At 68.0% G+C, this 23,870-nt stretch carries 21 protein-coding genes; 7 read left to right on the forward strand and 14 right to left on the reverse strand.

All coding sequences use genetic code 11. The features are described 5' to 3' along the window. The first annotated feature begins 48 nt into the window (after positions 1-48). A complete protein-coding gene (gene cgtA / locus ACOYR3_RS06045; protein WP_422845567.1) occupies positions 49-1,119 on the forward strand; it encodes an Obg family GTPase CgtA in 1,071 nt (356 codons plus the stop codon). Between the two features lie 88 nt (positions 1,120-1,207). Then, a complete protein-coding gene (proB, locus tag ACOYR3_RS06050) occupies positions 1,208-2,347 on the forward strand; it encodes a glutamate 5-kinase (RefSeq protein ID WP_422845568.1) in 1,140 nt (379 codons plus the stop codon). A 110-nt stretch (positions 2,348-2,457) separates the two neighbouring features. On the opposite strand, the gene ACOYR3_RS06055 is transcribed toward proB, so the two are convergent. Beyond that, complete coding sequence (locus ACOYR3_RS06055; protein ID WP_422845569.1) at positions 2,458-3,126, reverse strand: RNA pyrophosphohydrolase; 669 nt, start codon at positions 3,124-3,126, stop codon at positions 2,458-2,460. 91 nt (positions 3,127-3,217) lie between these two features. Between ACOYR3_RS06055 and ACOYR3_RS06060 the strand changes: the two genes are divergently transcribed. Next, the gene (locus ACOYR3_RS06060) at positions 3,218-4,963 is read left to right on the forward strand and encodes a proline--tRNA ligase (protein ID WP_422845570.1); all 1,746 of its coding nucleotides are present in this window, start codon (positions 3,218-3,220) and stop codon (positions 4,961-4,963) included. After that, complete coding sequence (locus tag ACOYR3_RS06065; RefSeq protein WP_422845571.1) at positions 4,960-5,646, forward strand: lytic transglycosylase domain-containing protein; 687 nt, start codon at positions 4,960-4,962, stop codon at positions 5,644-5,646. The genes ACOYR3_RS06060 and ACOYR3_RS06065 overlap by 4 nt, the downstream gene beginning before the upstream one ends. A 53-nt stretch (positions 5,647-5,699) precedes the next feature. Here ACOYR3_RS06065 and ACOYR3_RS06070 read toward each other — a convergent pair whose 3' ends face one another. The 6 genes from ACOYR3_RS06070 to hemA form a co-directional block, all read right to left on the reverse strand. Further along, complete coding sequence (locus tag ACOYR3_RS06070) at positions 5,700-7,061, reverse strand: hemolysin family protein (protein WP_422845572.1); 1,362 nt, start codon at positions 7,059-7,061, stop codon at positions 5,700-5,702. 185 nt (positions 7,062-7,246) lie between these two features. Continuing rightward, positions 7,247-8,254 carry an AAA family ATPase gene (locus ACOYR3_RS06075; protein ID WP_422845573.1) on the reverse strand — a complete coding sequence of 336 codons (1,008 nt, stop codon included), beginning with the start codon at positions 8,252-8,254 and terminating at the stop codon, positions 7,247-7,249. Positions 8,255-8,460: 206 nt separating this feature from the next. Further along, positions 8,461-8,784 (reverse strand): Grx4 family monothiol glutaredoxin, encoded by a 324-nt coding sequence (grxD, locus tag ACOYR3_RS06080; protein ID WP_422845574.1) that lies wholly within the window; start codon positions 8,782-8,784, stop codon positions 8,461-8,463. Positions 8,785-8,842: 58 nt separating this feature from the next. Further along, a complete protein-coding gene (gene prmC, locus ACOYR3_RS06085; protein WP_422846532.1) occupies positions 8,843-9,715 on the reverse strand; it encodes a peptide chain release factor N(5)-glutamine methyltransferase in 873 nt (290 codons plus the stop codon). Positions 9,716-9,778: 63 nt separating this feature from the next. Beyond that, positions 9,779-10,864 (reverse strand): peptide chain release factor 1, encoded by a 1,086-nt coding sequence (prfA, locus tag ACOYR3_RS06090; RefSeq protein ID WP_422845575.1) that lies wholly within the window; start codon positions 10,862-10,864, stop codon positions 9,779-9,781. 116 nt (positions 10,865-10,980) lie between these two features. Further along, positions 10,981-12,300 carry a glutamyl-tRNA reductase gene (hemA, locus tag ACOYR3_RS06095; RefSeq protein ID WP_422845576.1) on the reverse strand — a complete coding sequence of 440 codons (1,320 nt, stop codon included), beginning with the start codon at positions 12,298-12,300 and terminating at the stop codon, positions 10,981-10,983. A gap of 72 nt (positions 12,301-12,372) precedes the next feature. Between hemA and ACOYR3_RS06100 the strand changes: the two genes are divergently transcribed. Together ACOYR3_RS06100 and ACOYR3_RS06105 are read left to right on the forward strand one after the other, a co-directional pair. Next, on the forward strand, positions 12,373-12,648 hold the full coding sequence (locus ACOYR3_RS06100) for a hypothetical protein (RefSeq protein ID WP_422845577.1): 276 nt from the start codon (positions 12,373-12,375) through the stop codon (positions 12,646-12,648). A 166-nt stretch (positions 12,649-12,814) separates the two neighbouring features. After that, positions 12,815-13,804 (forward strand): Bug family tripartite tricarboxylate transporter substrate binding protein, encoded by a 990-nt coding sequence (locus ACOYR3_RS06105; RefSeq protein WP_422845578.1) that lies wholly within the window; start codon positions 12,815-12,817, stop codon positions 13,802-13,804. A gap of 180 nt (positions 13,805-13,984) precedes the next feature. Here ACOYR3_RS06105 and ACOYR3_RS06110 read toward each other — a convergent pair whose 3' ends face one another. The 7 genes from ACOYR3_RS06110 to ugpB form a co-directional block, all read right to left on the reverse strand. Beyond that, the gene (locus ACOYR3_RS06110; protein ID WP_422845579.1) at positions 13,985-16,567 is read right to left on the reverse strand and encodes a DUF3772 domain-containing protein; all 2,583 of its coding nucleotides are present in this window, start codon (positions 16,565-16,567) and stop codon (positions 13,985-13,987) included. 233 nt (positions 16,568-16,800) lie between these two features. After that, the gene (ugpQ, locus tag ACOYR3_RS06115) at positions 16,801-17,565 is read right to left on the reverse strand and encodes a glycerophosphodiester phosphodiesterase (RefSeq protein WP_422845580.1); all 765 of its coding nucleotides are present in this window, start codon (positions 17,563-17,565) and stop codon (positions 16,801-16,803) included. Continuing rightward, positions 17,562-17,930: a bleomycin resistance protein gene (locus tag ACOYR3_RS06120; protein WP_422845581.1), complete on the reverse strand. Its 369-nt coding sequence runs from the start codon at positions 17,928-17,930 to the stop codon at positions 17,562-17,564. Before ACOYR3_RS06120 ends, ugpQ begins: the two co-directional genes overlap by 4 nt. Positions 17,931-17,934: 4 nt before the next feature. Next, entirely contained in the window at positions 17,935-18,948 is a 1,014-nt protein-coding gene (ugpC, locus tag ACOYR3_RS06125) for a sn-glycerol-3-phosphate ABC transporter ATP-binding protein UgpC (RefSeq protein WP_422845582.1), read from the reverse strand. 70 nt (positions 18,949-19,018) lie between these two features. Then, on the reverse strand, positions 19,019-19,870 hold the full coding sequence (ugpE, locus tag ACOYR3_RS06130; RefSeq protein WP_422845583.1) for a sn-glycerol-3-phosphate ABC transporter permease UgpE: 852 nt from the start codon (positions 19,868-19,870) through the stop codon (positions 19,019-19,021). Position 19,871: 1 nt separating this feature from the next. After that, positions 19,872-20,753, reverse strand: coding sequence for a sn-glycerol-3-phosphate ABC transporter permease UgpA (ugpA, locus tag ACOYR3_RS06135; RefSeq protein WP_422845584.1), 882 nt, complete (start codon positions 20,751-20,753; stop codon positions 19,872-19,874). A gap of 126 nt (positions 20,754-20,879) precedes the next feature. Next, complete coding sequence (ugpB, locus tag ACOYR3_RS06140) at positions 20,880-22,190, reverse strand: sn-glycerol-3-phosphate ABC transporter substrate-binding protein UgpB (RefSeq protein WP_422845585.1); 1,311 nt, start codon at positions 22,188-22,190, stop codon at positions 20,880-20,882. Between the two features lie 287 nt (positions 22,191-22,477). Between ugpB and serA the strand changes: the two genes are divergently transcribed. Beyond that, complete coding sequence (gene serA, locus ACOYR3_RS06145) at positions 22,478-23,707, forward strand: phosphoglycerate dehydrogenase (protein WP_422845586.1); 1,230 nt, start codon at positions 22,478-22,480, stop codon at positions 23,705-23,707. Positions 23,708-23,870 lie beyond the last annotated feature (163 nt).

Raw genomic sequence — 23,870 nt, forward strand, 5'->3', positions numbered from 1 at the left:
CGGCCCCCGGTGTGCGCCAAGGCCGCTCTTTTGTAAACTGGATATCCCATGAAGTTCGTCGACGAAGCCTTTATTGACATTGCCGCTGGTGATGGGGGCAATGGCTGCGTGTCGTTCCGGCACGAAAAATACAAGGAATTCGGCGGGCCCAACGGGGGCGATGGCGGGCGCGGCGGGCATGTGTTCGCTGTGGCGGACCCCAACCTGAACACCCTGGTGGATTACCGCTACTCCCGCCGCTACGAGGCCAAGCGGGGCGAACACGGCATGGGCTCGGACATGTTCGGCGCGGCCGGGGCCGACATCACCTTGAAGATGCCGGTGGGCACCATCATCACCGATGCGGAAACGGGCGAAGTTCTGTACGAACTGCTCAATCCGGGCGAGGTGATCACCATCGCCAAGGGCGGGGACGGCGGCTTCGGCAACCTGCGGTTCAAGAGTGCCATCAACCGGGCGCCGCGCCAGAAGACGCCGGGCTGGCCCGGGGAGCGGAAAAATCTGAAGCTGGAGCTGAAGGTGCTGGCGGATGTGGGTCTGCTGGGCATGCCCAACGCGGGCAAGTCCACCTTCATTGCCGCGGTGTCCAACGCCCGCCCCAAGATTGCCGACTATCCCTTCACCACGCTGCATCCCAACCTTGGCGTGGTGCGGGTGGGACCGGAGCAGAGCTTTGTGGTGGCCGATATTCCCGGGCTGATCGAGGGCGCGTCGGAGGGCGCGGGCCTGGGGCACCAATTCCTGCGGCACCTGCAGCGCACCCGTCTGCTGCTGCATATCGTGGATCTGGCGCCGTTCGACGAGGCGGTGGACCCCGTGGCCCAGGCCAAGGCGATCGTGAATGAGCTGAAGAAGTACGACCAGCAGCTGTACGACAAGCCGCGCTGGCTGGTGCTCAACAAGCTGGACATGGTGCCGGCCGAGGAGCGCGCCGAGCGCGTGAAGGATTTCGTCAAGCGTTTCAAGTGGAAAGGGCCGGTGTTCGAGATCTCTGCCCTTACGCGCGAGGGGTGTGAGCCGTTGATCCATGCCGTCTTCCGGCATATCCAGTCCGAGCGGCGCGCCGAGAACGAGCCGGTGGAGGTGGACCCCCGCTTTGCCGGCGACGCACCTGCCTGACGCCCGGGCGATGTGCGCATAGATTGCAATATTATTGATAGCTGCATGCGCTTGCTAGATAAGCGCTAGCGGCATAAAACATACAAAAATGGTTTCCAGCGTATTGCGAGATGCCCGCCGCATTGTGGTCAAGGTGGGCTCCAGTCTTGTGACCAACGAAGGCCGCGGCCTGGACGAGACCGCCATTGGCGAATGGAGCCGCCAGCTGGCGGCCCTGGTGCGCGGAGACGGCGGGGAGCGGCGCGAGGTGGTGATGGTCTCCAGCGGCGCCATCGCCGAGGGAATGAAGCGCCTGGGCTGGAGCGCCCGGCCCAAGGAGGTGCACGAACTCCAGGCCGCTGCCGCCGTCGGCCAGATGGGGCTGGCGCAAATGTACGAGACCAAGTTGCGCGAGCAGGGCATGGGCAGTGCGCAGGTGCTGCTCACCCACGCCGACCTGGCCGACCGCGAGCGCTATCTGAATGCGCGCTCGACGCTGCTGACCCTGCTGCGCCTGGGCGTGGTGCCGGTCATCAATGAGAACGACACGGTTGTCAACGACGAAATCAAGTTTGGCGACAACGACACGCTGGGCGCACTGGTCGCCAACCTGGTCGAGGCCGACGCGCTGGTGATCCTCACGGACCAAAAAGGGCTCTACACCGCAGACCCCCGCCGCGACCCGTCCGCGCAGTTCGTGCACGAAGCCCATGCGGGCGACCCGGCCCTGGAGGCGATGGCCGGTGGCGCGGGCTCCAGCGTCGGCAAGGGCGGCATGATCACCAAGATCCTGGCGGCCAAGCGGGCTGCCGGCTCGGGTGCGTCCACCGTGATTGCCTGGGGCCGTGAGCCGGACGTGCTGATGCGGCTGGCGCGCGGCGAAGCGCTGGGCACGCTGCTGGTCGCCCAGACGCAGAAGAAGCAGGCCCGCAAGCAGTGGATGGCCGACCATCTGCAGCTGCGCGGCGCCGTGGTGGTGGACGCCGGCGCGGCGGCCAAGGTGCGGGACGAGGGCAAGAGCCTGTTGCCCATCGGCATGACGGCCGTGGAGGGCGATTTCTCGCGCGGCGACGTGATTGCCGTGCGCGACGCCTCGGGTCTGGAAATCGCGCGGGGCCTGGCCAACTACGCCGCGGCCGAGGCGCGCTTGTTGTGCCGCAAGCCCTCTGCCGAGTTTGAAAAGCTGCTCGGCTACATGGCGGAGCCTGAAATGGTGCACCGCGACAACCTGATCCTGGCCGCGAACTGACCCGGCCGCCGGCCCTGGGGGCGGTACCGGACGCCGGACCGGCGCTGCCGCCAAAAACCGGCACCCAGAAAAAAGCCTGCGCGGGACGCAGGCTTTTTTTTGCCCCCGGCTTACGGTGCCGGTGGGCTCGCGGGCAACCCGTCGAGCTCACCCGGTACGCTGTTTTGCGGGTCCGGGTCGAAGCTGGCGCCGGGCGGCAGTTCCATGCCGGGGTTGAGCAGCATCGAGCCGGTGCGGAACATGGCTCCCGGGTGCTCGCCTTCGCGCGTGCGCATGCCGCTGCGCAGATAGCGGTTGCGTTGTTCGTGCCGCGGCAGGTAGCGCGCCAGTTCCGTCAACGCCATTTCATAGACGCCGCGCTTGAACTCCACGACCACGTCCAGCGGAACCCAGTAGTCATTCCAGCGCCAGGCATCAAACTCCGGATGGTTGGTCGCGCGAAGGTTCAGGTCCCAGTCGTGGCCCAGCAGTTGGAGCAGATACCAGATCTGTTTCTGGCCCTTGTAATGGCCGCGGGCGTCGCGGCGGATGTACCGGTCAGGCACCTCATAGCGCAACCAGTCCCGGGTGCGGGCGACCACGCGCACGTGGCTGGGCAAGAGCCCCACCTCCTCGTGCAGCTCGCGGAACATGGCCTGTTCGGGGGTTTCGCCCCGGTCAATGCCACCTTGCGGAAACTGCCAGCTGTGGGTGCGGATGCGCTTGCCCCAGAACACCTGGTTTCTCTGGTTGAGCAGGATGATGCCGACGTTCGGCCGAAAGCCGTCCCGGTCAAGCATAATCAAACCCCAAATTTGTAAACTGTGTCCATTATGCACGGCCCCCCGTGGGCGGCAAGTGGACCGGTTTTTTCTGCGCGAAACCGATCCGATGAAAGCCTCCCAATTCTTCATTTCCACCCTCAAGGAAGCCCCGGCAGACGCTGAAGTCGTCAGCCACAAACTCATGACGCGGGCAGGGCTGATCAAGAAGCTGGGCGCCGGCATCTACAACTACATGCCCATGGGGCTGCGCGTCATCCGCAAGGTGGAGGCCATCGTGCGCGAGGAAATGAACCGCGCGGGCGCCGTGGAGCTGACCATGCCCGTGGTGCAGCCGGCCGAACTCTGGCAGGAGACCGGCCGTTTCGACAAGATGGGCCCCGAACTGCTGCGCATCCACGACCGCCACGGGCGCGATTTCGTCGTGCAGCCCACCAGCGAGGAAGTGGTCACGGACATCGCCCGGCAGGAGCTCAAGAGCTACAAGCAGCTGCCCAAGAACTTCTACCAGATCCAGACCAAGTTCCGCGACGAGCGCCGCCCCCGTTTCGGCCTGATGCGCGGGCGTGAGTTCGTCATGAAGGACGCCTACAGCTTCGACAAGGACCAGTCGGCCGCCAAGGCCAGCTACCAAGTCATGGCGCAGGCCTACCGCCGCATCTTCGACCGCTTCGGGCTTACCTACCGCGCCGTCGCAGCTGATAGCGGCGCCATCGGTGGTGACCTTTCTGAAGAGTTCCAGGTGATTGCCGCCACGGGCGAGGACGCCATCGTCTACTGCCCCCAGAGCGACTACGCCGCCAACATGGAAAAGGCCGAGGCCCTGGCGCCCGCCGGCCCGCGCGGCGCGGCCACCCAGGCCCTGGCCAAGACCGCCACGCCGGGCAAGAGCACCTGCGCCGACGTGGCCGAGCTGCTGGGCGTGCCCCTGGCCAGCACGGTCAAGTCGCTGGTGCTGGCCACGGACCAAGTCAACGAGGCGGGCGATATCGTCAAGAGTCAAGTCTGGCTGCTGCTCCTGCGCGGCGACCATGACATGAACGAGATCAAGGTCTCCAAGGTGCCCGGGCTCGACGCGGGCTTCCGCTTTGCCACGCTGGCCGAGATCGAAGACCACTTCGGCTGCAAGCCCGGCTACCTGGGCCCCATCGGCCTGAAGCAGCCGGTGAAGCTGGTGGTGGACCGCGAGGTGGCGGTGATGGCCGACTGGATCTGCGGGGCCAACGAACCCGACTTCCACGTCACCGGTGTGAACTGGGGCCGCGACCTGCCCGAGCCCGACGCCGTGGCCGACCTGCGCAACGTGGTGGCGGGCGACCGCTCGCCGGACGGCAAGGGCGAGCTGGCCATCGAGCGCGGCATTGAAGTGGGCCACGTGTTCTACCTGGGCACCAAGTATTCCAAGGCCATGAACGCCACGTTCCTGGACGAGAACGGCAAGCCCCAGCCTTTCGAGATGGGCTGCTACGGCATTGGCGTCACGCGCCTGCCGGCCGCCGCCATCGAGCAGAACCATGACGAGCGCGGCATCATCTGGCCCGACGCCATTGCACCCTTTACCGTGGTGGTGTGCCCCGTGGGCATGGACCGCAGCGACGCCGTCAAGGCCACGGCCGAGCAGCTGTATGCCGACCTGCTGGCGGCCGGCGTGGACGTGATCCTGGACGACCGCGGCGAGCGCCCGGGCGCCATGTTTGCCGACTGGGAGCTGATCGGCGTGCCGCACCGCGTGACGATTGGCGACAAGAGCCTCAAGGACGGCGTGGTCGAGTACCAGCACCGCCGCGACGCGGCCGCCACCAAGGTGGCCGTGGCCGACATCCTGGCCCACGTGAAGGGCCGGCTGGCGGCATGACCGGCCGCGGCGGCGCCTCTCAGCCGGGCGGAGCCGGGCTGAGCCGGCGGGCCTTGCTGGGTGCTGCCGGGGCCGCAGGCCCCGCCGCGTGGCTGGCCCTGGCGCCCCAGGCAGCACACGCCGGAGGCCAGCTGGAAGAGCCCCTGGCGGACTCCGTGCGCACCGCCCTGGCATCTGCCGTCGCCTTCAGCGCGCCGCCGGAGCCGGAGTTCCGCTCCACCGAAGCGCGCATCCACTACCTGCGCTGGCTCAGCGCCATGAGCGACCGGCTGCGCCGGCGCAAGCCCGACCTGGACGTGCGCCGGGAGTTCCTGCAGACCGTGTGGTACGAGGCCAAGCGGGCGGGCCTGGACGTGTCGCTGGTGCTGGGGCTCATCCAGGTCGAGAGCGCATTCCGCAAGTTCGCCGTCTCCAGTGTTGGGGCGCGCGGCTACATGCAGGTGATGCCGTTCTGGACCCGCGTCATCGGCGATGGCGATGCCGGCAAGCTGTTCCACATGCAGACCAACCTGCGCTTCGGCTGCGTGATCCTGCGCCACTATGTCGACCGCGAGCGCGGTGACCTGTTCATGGCCCTGGGGCGCTACAACGGTAGCCGCGGGCGCTCCCCCTACCCGGACGCCGTGTTTGGCGCGCAGCGCAACTGGCTGTTCGGCGAGAAGCCGCCTGTGCCGGCGGCATAGAGCCCGGCGCCGGCGGCGCGCAGCAGGGCGCCGCGGGGCTCTGTGTTTTCTGGCTACCGCGCCGCCAGCGGGTTTGCCGCCTTTTCTTCGGGCTGGGTGCGGGCCGGGGGATCGGTCTCGCCGGCTTCCGTGCCTGCCCGCGACACCATCACCTGGTCGATGCGGTAGCTGTCCACGTCCAGCACCTCGAACTTGTAGCCGCCCCAGGTCACGCTGTCGGTGCGGCGCGGCACGCGGCGCAGCATCACCATCAGGAAGCCGGCCAGGGTCTCGTACTCCTCGGCGTGGGGCAGCTCGTCCAGCGACAGGGCGTGCAGCACGTCGGCAATGGGCGTCACGCCGTCGATGAGCCAGGAGTTCTCGTCCCGGCGCACGATCTGCTCCTCGTCCGCGGGCCCCACCAGGTCGCCCATCACCGTGCTCATCACGTCGTTGAGGGTGACCACGCCGACCACCAGGCTGTACTCGTTGACGATGACGGCGAAATCCTCGTGTACCTGGCGGAACTGCTCCAGCACCTCGGACAAGGTCAGCCGGTCGGGCACGATGAGCACCTTGCGCACCAGGCTGTCGTCCGCCAGTGAAATGGGCTGGTTGTTCAGCACGCGCTGGAACAGGTCCTTGGCGTCCACATAGCCCACCACGTGGTCGATGTCGCCCTCGCACACCGGGTAGGTGGAAAACGGCTCGGCGGCAATGCGCAGGCGGATCACCTCGTCGGGCTCGTCGCGCAGGAAGAAGGCCACCCGGTCGCGCGGCGACATGGCGCTGGAGACGGTGCGCGTGTCCAGCTCGAACACGTTGGTGATCACCTGCTGCTCGCGCGCGGCCAGCACGCCGGCGCGGGCACCGGCTTCCATCATGGCCAGGATGTCGTCGGAGGTGATGCGGTCGTCGCGCAGGGACGACAGGCCCAGCACGCGGAACAGCGCATCGGCCCCCCGGCTGTAGAACCACACCACCGGCCGCAGCAGCGCCATGAGAAAGGCCATGGGCCGTACCAGGCCCACCGCGATGCGTTCCGGCTCGGCCATGCCCAGGCGCTTGGGGAACAGGTCGGCAAACAGGATGAACAGCGACGTGACGATGGTGAACGACGCGAGAAAACCCACCGTCTGGGCAGTGGCCTCGGCCAGCCACAGCTCCAGCAAGGCGGTGAAGTGCGGGCTGAGCGCCCCTTCGCCCACGATACCTCCCAGGATGGCCACCGCGTTCTGGCCGACCTGCACCACCGTGAAATAGTCGCCCGGCTGCTCCTGCACGCGCATCACCCGGTCGGCCCGGGCGTCCCCTTCGTCCGCCATCTGGCGCAGGCGCAGGCGGCGCGCGGCAGCCAGCGAAATCTCGGCCATGGAAAAAACGGCGCTGGCTGCAATCAGCAGCCCGATGACGAAGAGGCTTTGCGAAAGGGTCATGGAGGGTGTCAGAGCGTGGCGCCATGGCACACAGTGTTGGCAAGTGTATCTGTGCCCCTGCGTCGCGAGCCCCGGGTGGTGCCCGGGGGCCGGGCGCAGCGGCGTCCGGCAGGTGGGCGGCCCCGGGCGGCCGGCCCCGCCGTGGCAGGGCCGGCGTCCGCCGAGCCGCCCCGGAGCGGCGGCTTCTACTGCACGAAGCCGATGCGGCTGCGTCCCGAGGCTGCCTTGGGCAGGTCGGCCACCTCCACCGTGGAGCGGCGGTCCAGCCGCGCATTGCCAAAGCCGGTCATCAGCGCACGCCGCATTTCGCGCGGCGGCATCTGCGCCAGGTGGTCCAGCACGTCGGAAAGCGGCTCGGGGTCCAGCAGCCGGCCCCAGTCGTGCCCGGCGCGGATGCCCTGGTACAGGTTGCGCGCGATGGCGCGGGCCTGGTCCAGCGTGGGGGCCTCCACCTCGAACACGTTCATGCGGTTCAGGATGGGGTCGGGAATGCCGCGGCTGTCGTTGGCCGTGGTGATCCAGATCACCTGGCTGGCGTCGATGGCCACCTCGGCGAACTCGTCGGTAAAGCTTTGCGCCGTGTCGTGCTCCAGCAAGCTGTACAGCGCGCCCAGCGGGTCGTACTGCGCGTCGGAGCTGGCCTTGTCGATCTCGTCCACCACGATGACGGGGTTGGCGTATTCGCCGTCGACCAGCGCCTCGAACACCTTGCCCGGGCGCGCGCCCTTCCACTGCGCGGACGAGCCCGACAGCAGCCAGCCGGCGGTCATGGAGCTCATGGGCAGCAGGTTCATGCCCGTGCCCAGCAGTTCGGCCAGGTGGCGCGCAAAGTGCGTCTTGCCGATGCCGGGCGGGCCCAGCAGCAGCATGGGCGTGACCTCCAGCCCGTCGCTGCTGTCCTGGGCCAGGGCCACATGGCGCTTCACGTCGTCCAGCACTTCGGTGAAGTTGGGCAACTGCTCGTACAGGCTGGCCATGTCCGGCACGCCCGAGGGCTTGACCTGGAAGCGCTCGGGGCCGCGCTCCAGCATGCGTTCGTAGACCGCGCGCAGGTTCTCGTATTCGCGCTGGCTGCCGGCCTCCTGCAGGCGGGCCAGCTTGCGTTCCACATCACCGGGGTGGAACACGCTGCGCATCTGGGCCACGGGCAGGCGCAGGGCGCCAGGTTGGGGAACAAGGCTATGGCGGGTCATTGCATGCTCTCCTTTCGCGTGAGGTCGTCACGCAACCATTCAAGCACACAACGTGCCGGCTGCAATATCGGAAAAATCCGCGTTCCGGGGCGTCTGTTGCAGCAATGCAAAAGGTCCGCCGCGCGCCATCCCGAAGAAAAGGCCGCCTCGAAGGGCGGCCTGTGCTGGCGGGGCGGAAATGGGCCGAGAAGTGGCGAGAAGGGGGCTCAGCCCTCGGTGCCCAGCGCCTGCTTGAGCTCGCCGGACTCGTACATCTCCATCATGATGTCGGAGCCGCCGATGAATTCGCCCTTGATGTACAGCTGCGGGATGGTGGGCCAGTTGCTGTATTCCTTGATTCCCTGGCGGATGGCGTCGTCTTCCAGCACGTTCACGGTCACCACGCTCTTGGGGTCCACGCCGCAGGCTTTCAGGATCTGGATGGCGCGGCCCGAGAAGCCGCACATGGGGAAGCTGGCGCTGCCCTTCATGAACAGCAGGATGTCGCTGGATTTGACGAGGGCGTCGATGCGTTGCTGGGTGTCGCTCATGGGAAGGCTCCTCAAAAAGGTGGGGCGCGGTGGCCCGGAAAAGATGCGCTGGCCGGGATTATTTCACTGTCTGCCCCGGGCTGTGGCCTGCGGGGGCACCCGCGGCCCACTGGCCCCCGGTGCAGCGCGCAATACCCGCAAGGTCGTTGTGGCTTTGTACCTGCACGAAACCCCGCTGCGTGAGCAGTGCGCGCACCGCTTCGGCCTGGTCGTAGCCGTGCTCCAGCAGCAGCCAGCCGCCGGGCGCCAGGTGGGCAGGCGCCTGCGCCACGATGGTGCGCAGGTCCGCCAGCCCGTCGGCGCCGCTGGCCAGGGCCTGCAGGGGTTCGTGGGTGAGGGCGGCCAGGTGCGGGTCGCCGCTGGGGATGTAGGGCGGGTTGGAGACGATGGCGTCGAACACGCCGTCCACGCCCGCCAGCCAGTCCGACTGCACGCACTGCACGGGCAGGCCCAGCCGCTCTCCGTTCGCCCGGGCCACGGCCAGGGCGTCGCTGCTGGCGTCCACGGCCAGCACCTGGGCCGTGGGGCGCTGGCTTTGCAGGGCCAGGGCGATGGCGCCGCTGCCGGTGCCCAGGTCGGCCACGCGCGGGGCGGGCAGGGGGGCCATCACTTCCAGCGCCCAGTCCACCAGGGTTTCGGTGTCGGGGCGCGGGTCCAGCACGCGGGCGTCCACCTGCAGCGGCAGGCCGTAGAACTCCTTGTGCCCCGTCAGGTAGGCCACCGGCTCGCCGGCCGCGCGGCGCTGGCACAGGGCCAGGAACTGCGCGTGCGGCGCGGGTGCCAGCACGTCGGTGTCGTGCGCCAGCAGCCAGGCGCGGTCGCTGCCCGTGCGGCCCACGGTGTGCAGCAGCAGCAGCTGGGCGTCGATGCGCGCCAGGCCCAGGGTGTGGGCCTGCGCCAGGGCTTGGGCCAGGGTGGGGGTGTTCACTATGTTTTTAATAGCTGCTCGCGCTTATTGGATAAGCGCTGGAGGCTGATTTGATCTAAATTTCTGTCAGGCGGCGCTCAGTTCCAGCTCTTCCAGCTGCTCGGCCTCGCGGGCATGCTGCAGCGCCTGCAGCACGTCGCCCAAGTCGCCTTCCATCACCTGCAGCAGCTTGTACAGCGTGAGGTTGATGCGGTGGTCCGTGAGGCGCCCCTGCGGGAAGTTGTAGGTGCGGATGCGGTCGCTGCGGTCGCCGCTGCCGATCAGGCCCTTGCGCAGCGCGGCTTCCTTGGCGGCACGTTCGCTGCGTTCCTTCTCCTGGATGCGCGCCTGCAGCACCTGCAGCGCTTTGGCCTTGTTGCTGTGCTGGCTGCGGCCGTCCTGGCACTCGGCGACGATGCCGGTGGGCAAGTGCACCACGCGCACGGCGGAGTCGGTCTTGTTGATGTGTTGGCCGCCTGCGCCGCTGGCGCGGAAGGTGTCGATGCGCAAGTCCGCCGGGTTCAGCGTGATGGCCTGGTGCTCGTCGGGCTCGGGCATCACGGCCACGGTGCAGGCGCTGGTGTGGATGCGGCCCTGCGTTTCGGTGGCGGGCACGCGCTGCACGCGGTGGCCGCCGGATTCGAACTTGAGCGCGCCGTACACATGGTCGCCTTCCACGCGCAGCACGATTTCCTTGTAGCCGCCCAGCTCGCTTTCGTTGGCGCTCATGATCTCCACCTTCCAGCCCTGGGTGGCGGCGTAGCGGGTGTACATGCGGGTCAGGTCGGCGGCGAACAGGGCGGATTCATCGCCGCCCGTGCCGGCGCGGATTTCCACGAAGGCGTTGCGGGCGTCGTCGGGGTCCTTGGGCAGCAGCAGGCGCTGCAGCTCGTCCTCCAGCTGCAGCAGCTCGGCGGAGGCAGCGGTGATTTCCTCCTGCGCCATTTCGGCCATGTCGGGGTCGGCCAGCATCTCGCGCGCGCCGGCCAGGTCGGCCTCGCGCTGCTGGTAGCGCGCGTAGCGGCCGGCGATCTGCGTGACCTCGGCATGCTCGACGGAGATGCGCCGGTACTGCGCCATGTCGCTCATGATGTCTTCGCGCGAGAGCAGGAAGTCGAGTTCGCCCAGGCGCTGTGCGTAGCGCTCCAGCTGGCTGCGGAGAAAGGGTTTCATGGGGTCGGGAGAAAAAAGGTTTGCTACGATATTTGTAGCTGCTTGCGCTTGTCCATCAAGCGCTAGAGGCCGATTTGGCTTGAAATCGGGGCGGACTGCGGAGCGGGCGAGCGCCGCTACAGCCCGTTGCCGGCAGTCTTGCTTTGCGAGCGCAGGAACAGGCGCGAGACGGTCTGCGCCGTCTGGGCGCGCGTCTCGGCATCGCCCGCGCGCAGCTCGGCCAGGGTGCCGTGCAGCATCTTCTGCGTGAGGCCGCGCGAGAGGGCTTCGAGCACGGCGTCCATGTCCTCGCCCTTGGCCAGCAGTTTCTTGGCGCGGGCGATCTCGGCGGCGCGCCAGGCGTCGGTCTGGGCGTTGAGCTGCTGGATCAGCGGCACCACGCCGCCTTCGGCGGCGGTGGGGCTGCGCAGCTCCATCCAGTGCATGAAGCTCTGCACGCCCGCGTCGATGATGGCCTCGGCCTGGGCCACGGCGGCCTGGCGGTTGGCCTGGGCCGTCTGCACCACGGTGGCCAGGTCGTCCACGGTGTACAGGTACACGTCGCCCAGGGCCTTGACCTCGGGCTCGATGTCGCGCGGCACGGCCAGATCGACCATGAACATGGGGCGGTGGCGGCGCTTCTTGAGCGCGCGCTCCACGGCACCCAGGCCGATGATGGGCAGGCTGCTGGCGGTGCAGCTGATGACGGCGTCAAATTCGTGCAGGCGCTCGGGCAGGTCGGCCAGGCGCATCACCTCGCCGCCAAAGCGGGTGGCGAGCTTTTCGCCGCGCTCCAGCGTGCGGTTGGCAATGGCAATCTGCTTGGGGTTCTTGGCGGCGAAGTGCGTGGTGCACAGCTCGATCATCTCGCCCGCGCCGACAAACAGCACCTTGATCTGCGAGAGGTCTTCAAACAGCTGGCCCGCCAGGCGCACGGCGGCCGCTGCCATGCTGATGCTGTGGGCGCCGATGTCGGTGCTGGTGCGCACCTCCTTGGCCACGGCAAAGCTGCGCTGGAAGAGCTGGTTGAGCGTGGTGCCCAGGGCGCCGGCGGTTTCGGCGGCGCGCACGGCGTCCTTCATCTGGCCCAGGATCTGGGCCTCGCCCAGCACCATGGAATCCAGCCCGCTGGCCACGCGGAAGGCGTGGCGCGCGACCAGGCTGTCTTCCAGCGTGTAGGAGTGCGAGCGCAGCAGCGCGGGGCTCACGCCGCCGCTTTGCGCCAGCCAGCCCAGCGTGTGGTCCAGCGCGGGCTGGTCGCCGGCGCAATAGATTTCGGTGCGGTTGCAGGTGGAGATGATGGCGGTCTCGACGCCGGGGTGGCGGGCGGCGCTGCCCGCCAGCGACTGGCGCAGGCCCTGGAGGGTGGGCGCAATCTGGTCGAGCGCAAACGCAAAGCGGCCGCGCAGGTCGAGCGGCGCGGTCGTGTGGTTGATGCCGAGGGCCCAGACTGCCATGGTCCCGGATTATAAAATTGTTGGCTCTGGCGAGCATTCCTGCTTGCCCAACACTTGATTTGGGTCAATCGCATGGGTCCGCTCGCCCTTCTCAACCACGCACTGAACTTCATGGCCCCGGCCGCTGCCGTGGCCGCCGTGCTGGTGGTTTGCGCGCGCCTGGGGGGCGCCAAGTCAGGCTCGCTGGGCGCATGGCGCCAGTTCGCCGTGGTTTTTGTGGTGGGACTGGTGGTGCTGGCAGGGGGGCTCGTACTGTGGGGGCGCGACGGCAAGATGCTGACCTACGCCGCCCTGGTGGTGGCTGCCGCGACCTGCCAGTGGAGTCTGTCGCGCGGGTGGAAGGGCTGAGCGGCGCCCGCCGGCCACCCGGCGGCCTCTCGTGGGCCGCTCGCTGGCCGCTCGCTGGTCGACGCCCCAGGCCGGTGAGAATCAAAGCGTTTCGGCGGCCTGCCCGGTGGGCCCGGTCCGGAGCTTTTTCACGCCCCTTTTTCCACAACGCATTGGAGACGCATCCATGAAAACAACCAAACGCCTGTTGCACGCCTGCGCCGCCCTGGCTGGCGGGCTGCTGCTGTGCGCGGCGGTTCACGCACAAGGCGCTGCCAGTTTCCCCACCAAGCCCATCCGCATCGTGGTCGGCTTTCCGGCCGGTGGCCCGCTGGACCAGCATGCCCGCCTGCTTTCCGACAAGCTGCAGGCCGTGCTGGGCCAGCCGGTGGTGGTGGACTACAAGGCTGGCGCTGGCGGCACCGTGGGGGCGCAGGAGGTGATGAAGGCGCCCGCCGACGGCCACACGCTGATGCTGGCCAACACGGGCGTGATGGTGATCAACCCGGCGCTTTACAGCCGCCTGCCGTACGCCACCCTCAAGGACTTCACCCCGGTGGCGCGCACCGCCATGCAGCCCCTGGCGCTGCTGGTGAACACGGGCGTGCCGGCCAAGAACCTGCAGGAGTTCATGGCCTATGCCAAGGCGCGGCCGGGCCAGGTCAACTTTGGCTCGGCGGGCAACGGCGGCATCAGCCACCTGGTCCCCGAGATGTTCAAGACGGCCACGGGGCTGTACATGGTGCACATTCCCTACCGGGGCAGCGCGCCGGCCTTTACCGACCTGATGGGCGGGCAGGTGCAGTTCATGGCCGAGAGCATTCCGCAGGCCGCCTCGTACCACAAGCAGGGCAAGGTCCGCGCGCTGGCCGTGACCAGCCGCGAGCGCAACCCCGCGCTGCCGGACGTGCCCACCGTCATCGAAAGCGGCATCAAGGGCTTTGAGGTGGTGGGCTTCTATGGCTTCCTCGCGCCCGCCGGAACGCCCAAGGACGTGGTGGCCAAGCTCAGCGATGCGTTCGGCCAGGTGATGCAGTCGCCCGAGGTGAAGAACCGCATGGTGAGCCAGGGCGCCGACCCGGCCTTCCTGGGCGCCGACGACTTTGCCAAGTTCCTGGCGTCGGAGATGCCACGCTGGGCGGATGCGGTGAAGAAGTCGGGAGCGAAGCTGGATTAGAGAGAGGCCGCCGGCTCGTTCCTGTCGATCCGTACCCATCCTCCACCCGTTCACGCTGAGCCTGTCGAAGCGCCGCGCGAGGCTTCGACAGGCTCAGCCCGAACGGGTGTGTGAAAACGGAGCAAAAAAATGCGCCACTGCCCGTCTATCAAGCGCCGAAAGCTATGATTTTTGTAGCTTTCAACCGGTCGCACCCTGCTGTGGCTGCGGCACGCTGACGGTTGTCAACGGTGCCTGCGCCGCCGAAGGTACATAGGGCGCCACGGCCGTGGTGGCCGGTGGCGAGAGCGCCAGGCCCGCTTCGCGCAGCGCGCCGAGGATGCTGAACAGCAGGTCGCTGCGCACGCTGCCCGCATTGCGCGGATTGCTCACGTAGCCAATGGCCAGGAAGGTGAGCGTGCCGCTCACGATGCCTTCCAGCTGCACGATGGGTTCAGGGGTCTCCAGCACGCCCTCGTGGTCCTGGAACGCCTGCAGGATCAGGTCCCGCATGCGCTGGGCGTCTGTGTCCAGGGGCGCGGGCAGGCGCAGCAGCACGCGGCCCGGGGCGCCGGTGAGCGTCATGTTGCGCACGGTCTTGGTGATGAATTCCGAGTTGGGCACGATCACGGTGGAGCGGTCGCCCAGCTGGATCTCGGTGGCGCGCACGTTCACGCGGCGCACGTCGCCCTCGGTGTCGCCCAGCACCACCCAGTCGCCCACCTTCACGGGCCGCTCGGCCAGCAGGATCAGGCCCGAGATGAAGTTCTGCACGATGGCCTGCAGGCCAAAGCCGATGCCCACCGACAGCGCGCTCGCCACCCAGGCGATGCGCTCGACGCTGATGCCCAGGCCCGCCAGCGCCACGGCCACCACCAGCACGCCGCCCACATAGCCCAGCAGCGTGACGATGGAGCTGCGCATGCCGGGCTCGAGCGACGTGTTGGGGAAGTAGCGCTCGCTCAGCCAGCGCTTGAGCATGCGGATCATCAAGAGGCCCGCCACCACCACCGCCAGCGCCGTCAGCAGCGCCTGGGGGGCCAGCGTGATGTCGCCCACCTTCAGGCGGTGGTCCACCGTGGTGCCCCGGCGGAAGACCTCGTCCGGCCCCGTGCCAAAAGGCGCCATGAGTGCCACCGCCATGTAGAACAGCAGCACGATGCGCAGCACCCCCGAGGCCAGCACGGCGGCCTGGTCCAGCAGCTTCGCGTCCAGCCCCAGGCCGGTGTGCAGCCGCTGGCCGAATCCGCCCTTGGACGAGAGCAGGGCCTCGCACAGGTCGTCCACCAGCTCGAACAGCAGGTAGGTGGTGGCGAACACCACGCCGGTCCAGAGCATCTGGCGGGTGAGCGTGCCCGCCAGGGCGATGTACCCCAGCGCGACCATCAGCACCGTGGCGACCACGGCCGCGCCCGCTGCGGCCACCAGCAGGCCGACCCACAGCGGCCTTGGCGCTGCGCTGCCGTCCGCGGCGGGGTCCGTCCCCGGCCCGGGCGCAGGCGCTTGCGCAGGCGCACCGGCGTCGCCCGAGGCCGGCGCGCGCAGGTGCCGCAGCGCCAGTGCGACCGTGGCGGCCAGCAGCAGCGCCGTGGCCGCGTGGACGCTCACCTCGGCCGCCAGGCTGGCGTCCACCAGGCTGTTCACCTCGGTCGCCAGCCCGCTGAACGCGGCCAGCAGGGCCACCCACCAGGGGTAGGGGCTCAGGCGCTGGGCCAGCGTGTCCGAAATACCCGGCAGGCGCCAGGAGCTGCGCTTGCGTGACAGCAGGGCATGGCCCAGGCCGACGATGAACGCGGCAAACACGGCCAGCCGCAGGGTGGCCCGGGACAGCGCCTGCAGGCGCTCGCTCAGGCCCTCCTCCGCGGCCAGGCCGGTCCAGGCCAGCTGCACGGCCATGCCGATCAGCAGCACATAGGCCAGCACCGACACCGACGCCAGCAGCGACCGCCGCAGCCGCCCGGCCGGCAGGCGTGCTGGCGCCAGGCGCACCAGCAGCCGCTCCGCCAGCCAGGTGCCGGCCACGGCCAGCAGCAGCGCGCCCACCAGGCTGGACAGGAAGGCGGTGCGGTGGCCGGAGGCCAGGGCGGCCCGCGCCGCCTGGCGCAGTTCCTGGCCCAGCGCGCCCAGCCGTTCCAGGTCGCCGGGCGCGGCGTTGCGCAGGGCGCGCCAGAAGGTGGCACCCAGGGGCGAGTCGGTGCGCGTGGTCAGGGCGGCCTGGAACTGTTCACGCCGTTGGCGGATGAGCTCGGTGCCGCGCTGCTCGGCGTCCACACTGATCAGGCGGGCGAGCTTGAGTTCTGCGTCGATGGCCGCACGCTGCTTGGCCAGGCCGGCGCGCTGCTCGGCCACGTCGCGCGTGTCGGGCGGGGCGCCCTTGGCGGGGGCCGGGCCCAGGCCCGCCAGGCGCGAGTCGATGTCGGCCAGCGCCTCCGTGCGGCGCGCCGCCAGCTGTTCGGCCGCCTTGCCGATGGCGTTGACGTCGGCCAGCAGCTTGCGCCCGTCGTCGGCCTCACTGAGCTTGAGCGGGATGGCGTCCAGCTGCTGGCGCAGCACGTCCACGCCCGGCAACTCGGGGTCCGGGGCCGCCGGCTTGCTGCCGGGCGCGGTGGCAGCCCCTGCCGCCGTCGATGCGGAAGCGCCGCTGGAGGCCGCGCTGGGCGCAGAAGCTCCCTTGGCCGGCTGCTGCGGGCCCTGGGCCTGCGCGGGTGCGCCCAGCAGCAGGCACAGCAGCGTGACGACCAGGCAGGCCGCCGCCCACGGCGGAATCCCGCGACGCGGCGCCACGGCAGGCGCAGGCCGCACGGCGCACGCCGGGAGCGGAAGGGAATGGGTGCCAGGGGAGCGCAACGAGAAGAAGGAAAACAGCGCGTGTGAAGAGGGCCACGCGCGGCACAGGCAAGGCAGTCGCATCCGCCCATTGTCGGGCGCCCAGCGCCGGATGGGCCGGACGCGCTGTAGGCCAACGCCTTGCCGTTGCGTCGGGCAGGTGCGCAACGGCGCCCGACCCGACGCCAACCTTACGGCCGCAGGGCCGGGCTGAACAGGTCCACGCGGTCGGTGATGATGCCGTCGGTGCCCAGGTCGATGAGGCGCTGCGCGGCCCACTCGTCGTTCACCGTGTAGCTGAGCGCGCGCAGGCCCCAGCCCTGCACCTGCGCCACCAGCGCGCGGTCCCACAGCGCGTGGTTGCAGACGATGGCCACGCAGCCGAGTTCGCGGGCCACATCAAGGCAGCCGTCCCACAGCGTGTCCAGCAGCAGCGCGCGGGGCAGGTGGGGCGCGGTGGCGCGGGCGCCGGCCAGCGCCTCGGGCCGGAAGGACGAGAACAGCGGCGGCACGGTCTCGTTCTTCCACAGGCGGGCGCACAGTTCGCCCACCACCTGCCCGGTGGTTTCTTCGAGTCCTGGCGTGGGCTTGATCTCGATGTTGAGGAAGTAGCCGTTGGCGATGCAAAAGCGCGCCAGGTTCTCCAGCGTGGGCAGCGGCTCGCCCGCATGCTGGCGCGAGTGCCAGCCGCCGGCGTCGAGCTGGGCCAGTGCGCTCCACGGCTGGTCGCCGCCGGTGCCGCGGCCGTTCGTGGTGCGCTCCAGCGTGGCGTCGTGCATCAAAAAGGGCACGCCGTCGCTGCTGAGCTTGGCGTCGCACTCGAACATGCGGTAGCCGTGTTGCGCGCCCAGGCGGAACGCGGCCAGGGTGTTTTCAGGCGCCAGCTTGCCGGCGCCCCGGTGGGCAATCCAGCGCGGGTAGGGCCAGTGGGGCAGGGGCGATGCGGGTGTGCTCATGCGGGTTCACCAAATTTCAGCAGGTTGCCATGGGGGTCGATGACCGCCATCTCTTTCATGCCCCAGGGCTGGACGGCCGGGGGCGCCAGCGGCAGGCCGCGCGCCGCGAAGTCGGCATGCAGCGCTTCGGTATCTGCACGCACATAGCACGAGGTGTTCTCGGCGATGTGGCGTTCGGCGCAGGCCCAGAAGTGCAGCTCGCAGCCGTCGCGTGCCACGATGAGGTAGTTGTCCATCTCCAGCACGGGCGCAAAGCCCATCCGGTCACGGTAGAACAGCAGCGTCTCGGCCAGATCCAGCGACGCCAGCACCGGCACCGTGGCGTGGATGCGCTGCGGGGTGGTGGCGGCAGCCGCGGCGGGCATGGCCTCAGGCGGCGATCCGCTTGCCGTTGGACGCGTCGAACGCGTGCAGGCGGTCGGCGCGGGGCTGCACGTGGATGACGGTGTCCGGGGCGGGGGCGTAGGCCCCTTCCTCGACGCGCACGATGATGGACTCGCCGTTCAGGCGGCCGTAGATCAGGCGTTCGGCGCCCAGCAGCTCCACGGTCTCCACCGTCACGGCCCAGCCGTCGCCGGTGGTCACGTCCAGGTGCTCGGGGCGGATGCCCAGGATGGTGCCGGGCTGCACGCCGGGCGCGTTCTTGAGCAGGTTCATGGGCGGCGATCCGATGAAGCTGGCCACAAACGTGGAGGCGGGCGTGTGGTAGACCTCCTCGGGCGTGCCGAACTGCTCCATGTTGCCGGCGTTCATCACGATCATGCGCTGCGCCAGCGTCATGGCCTCCACCTGGTCGTGCGTGACGAACAGGCTGGTGATGCCCAGCTCGCGGTGCAGCTTCTGGATCTCCAGGCGCGTCTGCGCGCGCAGCTTGGCGTCCAGGTTGGACAGCGGCTCGTCGAACAGGAAGACCTGGGGCTGGCGCACGATGGCGCGGCCCATGGCCACGCGCTGGCGCTGGCCGCCCGACAGTTCGCGCGGCTTGCGCTCCAGCAGGTGGCCGAGCTCCAGGATCTTGGCGGCCTTGTCCACGCGCGCCTTGATCTCGTCCTTGGGCACCTTGGCGATCTTCAGGCCGTAGGCCATGTTCTCGAAGTTCGTCATGTGCGGGTAGAGCGCGTAGTTCTGGAACACCATGGCGATGTCGCGGCGCGCGGGCTCCAGGTCGTTCACCACGCGGTCGCCGATGCGCAGCTCGCCGCCGGAGATTTCCTCCAGGCCCGCGACCATGCGCAGCAGCGTGGATTTGCCGCAGCCCGACGGGCCGACGATGACGATGAATTCGCCATCCTTCACCTCGGCGTTCACGCCATGGATGACCTGGTTGGCCTTGGGCCCGTGGCCGTAGCGCTTGATGATGTTGCGAAAGGAAAGGGATGCCATTTTGCTATTGATTTGGTAGCTGCTCGCGCTTGTGGGTAGGGCGCTGGGGCAGGTTTTTATTCGAATGCGCTTATTTCTCGGTGTCCACCAGCCCCTTGACGAACCAGCGCTGCATCAGCACCACCACCACGGCGGGCGGCAGCATGGCCAGGAGGGCGGTGGCCATCACGATGTTCCACTCGTTGCCGGCATCGCCGCCGGCCAGCATGCGCTTGATGCCGATGACCACCGGGTACATGTCTTCCGAGGTGGTCACGAGCAGCGGCCACAGGTACTGGTTCCAGCCATAGATGAACTGGATCACGAACAGCGCGGCAATCGAAGTGCGCGACAGCGGCACCAGGATGTCCTTGAAGAAGCGCATGGGGCCGGCGCCGTCCACGCGCGCGGCTTCCACCAGTTCGTCGGGCACCGTGAGGAAGAACTGCCGGAACAGGAAGGTGGCCGTGGCCGACGCGATCAGCGGCACCGTGAGGCCCGCATAGCTGTTGAGCATGCCGAGGTCCGACACCACCTGGTACGTGGGGCCGATGCGCACTTCCACCGGCAGCATCAGCGTGATGAAGATCAGCCAGAAGCAGATGCCCTTGAACGGGAAGCGGAAGTACACGATGGCGAACGCCGACAGCAGCGAGATCGCGATCTTGCCCACGGTGATGACCATGGCGGTGACGAAGCTCACCCACATCATGCGGGCCACCGGCGCGGTCGAGCCCGCGCCCGTGCCGCCGCCAAACAGTGCGTCGTGGTAGGTGTTCCAGAAATTGCTGCCGGGCACCATGGGCATGGGCACCTGCACGATCTCCTGGGCCGTGTGGGTGGAGGCGACGAACGCCAGGTACAGCGGAAAGCCGACGATGATCACGCCCAGCACCATGACGAGGTGCGAGAACGCGGTGAGATAAGGGCTACGTTCAACCATATCAGTATTGGACTTTCTTTTCGACGTAGCGGAACTGGATCACCGTCAGCACGACGACGATCGCCATCAGCACCACCGACTGCGCGGCCGAGCCGCCCATGTCCATGGCCTTGAAGCCGTCGTGGTACACCTTGTAGACCAGGATGGCGGTGTCGCGGCCCGGGCCGCCCTGGGTGGTGGCGTCCACGATGGCGAAGGTGTCGAAGAAGGCATACACCACGTTGATGACCAGCAGGAAGAACGTGGTGGGCGACAGCAGCGGGAACTGGATGCTCCAGAACCGGCGCCACGGGCCGGCGCCGTCGATGGCGGCCGCCTCGATCAGCGACTTGGGAATGGACTGCAGCCCGGCCAGGAAGAATAGGAAGTTGTAGGAGATCTGCTTCCACACCGCGGCAATCACGATCAGCGCCATGGCGTGGTCGGAGTTGAGCATGTGGTTCCAGTCGAACCCGCTTTGGCGCAGCAGGTACGCCACTACGCCCAGCGAGGGCGAGAACATGAACATCCACAGCACGCCGGCCACGGCAGGGGCGACGGCGTAGGGCAGCAGCAGGGCGGTCTTGTACACCATGGCGCCCCGGACGATGCGGTCGGCAAAGATCGCCAGGACGAGCGACAGCGTGATGCCGCTGACCGCCACCAGGATCGAGAAGAAGGCCGTGGTCTTGAACGAGGCCAGGTAGCCGGGGTCCTGGAACAGGTCCCGGAAGTTGTCGAACCCCACCCATTCCTTCGAAAAGCCGAAGGAGTCCTGCATCTGGAACGACTGCACCAGGGCCTGGCCCGCAGGCCAGAAAAAGAACACGCTGATGATGACCAGCTGGGGTGCGAGCAGCACCCAGGGCAGCCATGCAGAGCGGAAAAGAACGCGTTTTTCCATGTCGGAACTCTCAAAAACAAAACCCCGCCGCCCCGTGAACCTCCATGGTTGACGGGGCGGCGGGCTCTCGATGCGGCCGGCGCAGGGCCGGCCGGCATCGACAGGTGACCGGCAGGCGCGGCGTGCTTACTTGTTGGCGCGTGCGAAGCGCACCAGCTGTTCGTTGCCGCGGGCCACGGCGGCGTCCAGCGCCTCCTTGGGCGACTTCTTGCCCGACCAGATCTGTTCGGTTTCCTCGTCGATGATGGTGCGGATCTGCACGAAGTTGCCCAGGCGGATGCCGCGCGACTTGTCGGTGGCCTTGCGGATCATCTGCGTCACGGCCACGTCGGTGCCAGGGTTCTTGTCATAGAAGCCCGAAGCCTCGGTCAGCTTGTAGGCGCCCATGGTCACGGGCAGGTAGCCCGTGCGCTGGTGGCTGGCGGCCTGCACCTTGGTGTCGTTCAGGAAGTTCAGGAAGCTGGCCACGCCCTTGTATTCCTCGGCCTTCTTGCCGGACATCACCCACAGGCTGGCGCCGCCGATGGCGGTGTTCTGCGGGGCACCCTTCACGTCGGGGTAGTAGGGCAGGGCGGAGATGCCGTAGGCAAACTTGGCTTCCTTGGCCACGCGGGCGTACAGGCCGGAGGAGCCCGTCATCATGGCGCACTCGCCAGAGGGGAAGGAGGCGTCGGGCACGTTGCCGCGGCCCTTGTAGACAAAGCTGCCGTCCTTGGAGGCCTTGGCCAGGTTCTCGAAGTGGCGCACATGCAGCGGGGTGTTGATCTGCAGCTGGGCGTCGTTGCCGTCAAAGCCGTTGTTCTTGGAGGCGAACAGCGTGTTGTGCCACAGCGAGAAGCTCTCCAGCTGCGTCCAGCTGATCCAGCTGGTGGTGAACGGGCAGCTGTGGCCGCTGGCCTTGAGCTTGGAGGCGGCTTCAAAGACCTCGGGCCAGGTCTTGGGGGCCTTGTTCGGGTCCAGGCCCGCCTTCTTGAAGGCGTCCTTGTTGTAGTAGAACACGGTGGTGGAGCTGTTGAGCGGGTAGCTCAGCATCTGGCCGTTGGGGGCCGTGTAGTAGCCGGCCACGGCGGACACGTAGTCGGTGGGCTCGAACTTGAAGCCTGCGTCGGTCAGCACCTTGCCGGCCGGCACGATGGCGCCCTTGCTGGCCATCATGGTAGCGGTGCCCACTTCAAACACCTGCAGGATGTGCGGCGCGTTGCCGGCGCGGAAGGCGGCGATGGCGCCTGTCATGGATTCGTCATACGTGCCCTTGTAGGTGGGCACGACTTTGTACTGGGTCTGGCTGGCGTTGTACTGCTTGGCCAGGTCGTTGACCCAGTCGCCCAGTGCCGCGCTCATCGAATGCCACCATTGAATTTCCACCGGCTGCGCGTGCACGGGTGCGGCGACGGACAGCGCGATGGCGGCAGAGAGCGCCAGATGCTTGAATTGCATGAATCTTCCTCCAGGAATGACAAAAGCACAAAGGCCGCAGGGTATGCAGCCGATGTGACAAGGATATGTCGTTGTCGCATGGCCCGGCGGCCACCAACAACCGGGAAACCCCTTGGGCTGCCCTGTGGGGGACAGATTTTGACTCTTTTGTGACAGGCAGTTGTTGATTTGCCCCGGCTTGCAAGGTTTTGTGCAATGCACCATGCTGGCGGGCCCGGGGCGGTGGCTGCCGCGCCGGTTCGTTCGCGCCGCCGCGCGCTGTCTTCTTTCTACGGACCTCATTTGCCATGGCCACCAATTCGCTGGACAAGAACAAGATCAAATTCCTCCTGCTCGAGGGCATCCACGCTTCTGCCGTGGACGTGATCCGGTCCGCGGGCTACACGCAGGTCGAGACCGTTTCCGGCGCGCTCCCGGACGATGAACTCCAGCGCAAGATCGCGGACGTGCACTTCCTGGGCATCCGCTCGCGCACGCAGCTCACCGAGGCGGTGTTCGCCCAGGCGCACAAGCTCGTGGCCGTGGGCTGCTTTTGCATCGGCACCAACCAGGTGGACCTGAACGCCGCGCGCGAACGCGGCATCGCGGTGTTCAATGCGCCGTATTCCAACACCCGCTCCGTGGCCGAGCTGGTGCTGGCCGAGGCCATCCTGCTGCTGCGCGGCGTGCCGGAAAAGAATGCCGTGGCGCACCGCGGCGGCTGGCTCAAGAGCGCCGAAAACGCCTACGAGATCCGCGGCAAGACGCTGGGCATCGTGGGCTACGGCTCCATCGGCACGCAGCTGTCGGTGCTGGCCGAGGCCCTGGGCATGCACGTGGCGTTCTACGACGTGGTCAGCAAGCTGCCCCTGGGCAACGCCCGCCAGGTGCACAACCTGCACGAGCTGCTGGCGCAAAGCGACATCGTGAGCCTGCACGTGCCCGAGCTGCCCTCCACGCAGTGGATGATTGGCGCGGCCGAGATCGCCGCCATGAAGCCGGGCGGCATCCTCATCAATGCGTCGCGCGGCACGGTGGTGGAGATCGAGCCGCTGGCCGAAGCGATCAAGGCCGGCAAGCTGCTGGGCGCGGCCGTGGACGTGTTCCCGGTGGAGCCGCGCACCAACAAGGACGAGTTCCTCTCGCCCCTGCGCGGGCTGGACAACGTGATCCTCACGCCCCACATCGGCGGCTCCACCATGGAGGCGCAGGCCAACATCGGCCTGGAAGTGGCCGAGAAGCTGGTCAAGTACAGCGACAACGGCACCAGCACCTCGTCGGTCAACTTCCCCGAAGTGGCGCTGCCGGCCCACCCGGGCAAGCACCGCATCCTGCACATCCACCGCAACGTGCCGGGCGTGCTGTCCGAGATCAACCGCGTCTTTTCGGACCTGCAGATCAACATCGCAGCGCAGTACCTGCAGACCAACGAGGCCATCGGCTACGTGGTGATCGACACCGACGCGGCCTCGTCCCATCTGGCGCTGGACCGGCTGGCCCAGGTGCCGGGCACGCTGCGCAGCCGGGTGCTCTTCTGAGATTGTTGCTCCTAAAATAATAGCTGTTTGCGCTTGCTGGACAAGCGCTGCAGGCCGATTTGGCTGGAAACTCCGGGGCCGGCGCTTTGCAGGGCCTCCTGGCGCGGGGCTCCGCCCGGCGCGTCCGGAGGGCCTGACATAAAATCACGCCCCCACCCCAGGT

Origin of the sequence: Acidovorax sp. M2(2025) (genome assembly GCF_049330835.1) — a bacterium.
GTDB lineage: Bacteria > Pseudomonadota > Gammaproteobacteria > Burkholderiales > Burkholderiaceae_C > Acidovorax.